Here is a 3,552-nt window from a genome sequence, read left to right on the forward strand (position 1 = left end):
GAATTGGTGTGTCGGCAGTAAAGCTTCATGGGACTGATATCGCGAATATGGGTTTGCTGAATGAGGTCGCGGGCAGTTCTGTAAAAAAAGTACTGCTGGGTGCAGGTGGTGCATATTTCAGCGAACTTCAGCAAGCTATAGATATTCTCTCAAGCAAAGAAATCGTTATTCTTCTTGGCTTTCAGGGCTACCCAACGCCCATTGATGCTAACCAAATTGATCGTGTTCGCTTATTGGTTGAACGCATTGTTAAGGTTCATTCCAATGTAACCATCGGTTTCGCAGATCATGCAGCTCCGTCAAGCCCTTTAAGTCTGGCGTTGGCGGCAGTTGCATTAGGTGCAGGTGCTCGGGTATTCGAGAAGCATCTTACCTTGGGTGAAATAATGAAGCTTGAGGATTATGAGGCCGCACTTAATCCGGACAGGTTCTATGAGTTTTCGACAGCACTGAGAGAGTGTGCCGATGCCTATGGAGTGTCCACCGATGATCCAGATTTTGGTATGAGTGAAGCGGAGAATGGTTACCGAAAAATGATTCGACGTCATGTGGTAACAAAGCGCGCTTTGCAAGCCGGTACGCGCATAGATCAGGGGGATGTTTTACTCAAGCGTAGTGCTGCAGCCAGCCCGTTGACAGATCTAAATGAGGCATATGGTGCAACCGTAAAGCGAGATATGGCAGTTAACGAGGCATTGTTGCCAAGCGATTTGTCGAATAATGGAGTTGTTATATGAGCCGTAGACTTGTAGCTGCACTTGCCTGTCGCAATAATGGCTCGCGTCTTTATGGCAAACCGTTGCAGATGTTGACTGATGGTGTAACGATTCTTGATCAGATTGTTACATCAATTAAAACATTTCCGATGATTGATGAGATAGTTCTGGGTATTTCTGAGGGTAATGCCAATGCACCTTTTGTGGATGTGGCGCATAAGCATGACATCAGTTACATTTATGGTGATCAGCAGGATGTTTTAATGCGACTAATCCAATGCGGAAGGATGGGCGGCGCAACGGATGTATTCCGCGTAACTACCGAATGCCCTTGGTTCGATTATGATTTACTTGAAACAGTATGGCGTAACCATCTGGAGCATGGAAATGATATTACTGTCGCAGACCGTCTTCCGGAGGGGCTGCTATTTGAAATTTGGACGCTCGAATCTCTGGAGAGGTCGCATCAACGCGGCTTACCGGCAGACCGTTCGGAATTTTGTTCGAATTATGCCCGCAAACACCAACAAGAATTTCAAATCGAAATTATTCTTCCCGTGCCTGAGTTGCAGCGAATGGATCTTAGAGTTACCGTTGATTACCCAGAAGACCTGATTCTTTGCCGCGAAATTGCAAAAGCAAACCTCGACACTATGCCGCTTGTGCCCACGAAAAAAATAATCGAGTTTCTTGATTCACGTCCAGACCTAAAGAAACTGGTGGCTCCATTTGTAGTTCAACAACCTGTTTGGGATATATGTTAATGCTTGGGTGTAAATCATGAATAAAATTACCAACTTTATAAAATCGCGCGAGTTCTCTGGTCGTATTCACGATCTGATACCTGGAGGTGCACATACTTATTCAAAGGGTGATGATCAGTTTCCTATCAATGCGCCTGCCGCGATCGTTCGTGGCAAGGGCGCTCATGTGTGGGATCTGGATGGCAACGAGTTTATAGATTGCAGTATGGGGTTGACATCGGTTTGTATTGGTCATGGATATGAGCCGGTGGCTCAGGCTGTGTGTGAGGCGGCCTTTCAGGGCACCAATTTTCAGCGGCCGGCCGCGATTGAATTGGAGGCTGCCAAGATATTTCTTGACACTGTTCAGTCTGGCGACATGGTGAAATTCGCCAAAAATGGCTCTACGGTGACGACTGCGGCAGTCAAGCTGGCGCGCGCTTATACCGGGCGCAACAGGGTTGCCGTCGCTCGCGAACACAACTTCTTCAGTTACGATGACTGGTTCATTGTTACCACGCCCTGTGATCGTGGAATTCCTGACCGTGTTCGGGCTATGACGGCGGCATTCAGCTACAACAACTACGAGTCAGTTGAGGCGTTGCTTTCTGATAACGATCATGACATCGCCTGTTTGATCATGGAGCCGGTGAAGTTTGAACCACCAAAGGATGATTTTCTGCATAAGGTTGCGGCCCTGTGTAAGGATCGCGGAGTGCTCTTGATCCTCGATGAAATGATTTCCGGTTTCAAGTGGGATATGAAAGGTGCGCAGCACTATTATGGCGTCAAGCCCGACATGGCGACTTGGGGCAAAGGAATTGCCAACGGGTTTTCGGCCTGTGCGCTGACTGGGCGCGCCGACATTATGGAATTGGGCGGTGTCCGGCGTGAAGGTGATGACAAGCTATTTCTGATCTCAACGACCCACGGCGCCGAGACCACAGGTCTCGCTGCCTTGATAGCCACCATCAAGGAATTCAAGCAACACAACATGATCGAGAGCAACTGGGCTAGAGGCGAGGCTCTAAAGTTGCGCCTTGAGCAGATTGTGCGCAAGCACGGATTGGAAAGCTCAATGCAACTGCTCGGCTACCCCTGCCTGTTCGTGCTGGTGTGCCGTAATTCTGCTGGCACGCCGAATGATGCGTACCGTACGTTGCTGATGCAGGAAATGATTGCACGAGGTGTATTGTTTCAGGGGATGTTTTACCCCACTTGGTCGCACCAGCAGCCGGAAATGGATCATATCGCCATGGCCTTTGATGAGTCATGTGCCATATACCGTAAGGCTATCGATGCCGGAACCACGGATAACCTGTTGATTGGTCGACCCGCTAAACCGGTTTTTCGCAAGAAGATTTAGAAACAAATCAAGGATCGGCATTGAAAGTTGCATTAATCTCGCTCGATCAGAAGTGGGAAGACAAAGCTTACAACATGCAGCGCTGCACCGAGTTGACTGCGCGTGCTGCCGTGTGCGGAGCCAATCTGGTCATTTTTCCGGAAATGACTTTGACCGGCTTTACTATGAACACCCAGTTGTCGGCAGAGGAGCCAGGTCAAGCGTCATCCTTGATAGCGTTCAGCGCACTTGCCAAACAATACCGAGCTTGGCTCATCGCGGGGGTGGTAATAAATAATGCTGGTAAAGCCGCTAACACGCTGGTGGCTTTTTCAGATGAGGGTATAGAACAGGCGCGATATGCCAAGATCCATCCCTTTTCCTTTGCCGGAGAGGACCGCTTTTTTCACCCGGGTAACAGGCTGGAAAAAGTGCAGATGCCGGAGTTTAAGTTGGGGTTTTCCATCTGTTACGATTTGCGGTTTCCCGAACTTTACAGCGCGCTAGCGAAAGATTGCGATGTTCTCGTTAATATTGCCAACTGGCCAAAACGCAGGGTCATGCACTGGAGAACATTACTACAAGCACGCGCCATAGAGAACCAGGCCTTTGTTATCGGTGTAAACCGCATCGGAATAGACGGAAATAGCTTGGAATATGAACGTAGCTCTGTGGTTGTGAATGCCAATGGAGAGTTCATCGAACCTGTTCTCACGGAAGGTGAGATGGATATTTACGAAATAAGCCG

At 48.7% G+C, this 3,552-nt stretch carries 3 protein-coding genes and 1 pseudogene (1 of these 4 running past the window's edge); all 4 read left to right on the forward strand.

From position 1 onward, the window contains the following. Window positions 1–737: pseudogene (locus tag A2048_10640) on the forward strand (NeuB family protein); it begins 283 nt to the left of the window's first position. Continuing rightward, complete coding sequence (locus tag A2048_10645; protein ID OGP10602.1) at window positions 734–1,480, forward strand: hypothetical protein; 747 nt, start codon at window positions 734–736, stop codon at window positions 1,478–1,480. The pseudogene A2048_10640 and the gene A2048_10645 overlap by 4 nt, the downstream one beginning before the upstream one ends. Window positions 1,481–1,496: 16 nt before the next feature. Further along, window positions 1,497–2,825, forward strand: a complete 1,329-nt coding sequence (locus A2048_10650; GenBank protein ID OGP10603.1) for a glutamate-1-semialdehyde 2,1-aminomutase — start codon at window positions 1,497–1,499, stop codon at window positions 2,823–2,825. A gap of 20 nt (window positions 2,826–2,845) precedes the next feature. Then, window positions 2,846–3,552: nitrilase (locus A2048_10655; GenBank protein OGP10604.1), on the forward strand; the 707-nt coding region annotated here is incomplete at its 3' end.

The sequence above is a fragment of the Deltaproteobacteria bacterium GWA2_45_12 genome, assembly GCA_001797365.1.
Classification (GTDB): Bacteria; UBA10199; UBA10199; order UBA10199; family UBA10199; genus UBA10199.

Bases quoted from the DNA above. Each gene is read 5' to 3' on its own strand.
- A2048_10645 (OGP10602.1), top strand. From the start codon at position 734: ATGAGCCGTAGACTTGTAGCTGCACTTGCCTGTCGCAATAATGGCTCG.
- A2048_10650 (OGP10603.1), top strand. From the start codon at position 1,497: ATGAATAAAATTACCAACTTTATAAAATCGCGCGAGTTCTCTGGTCGT.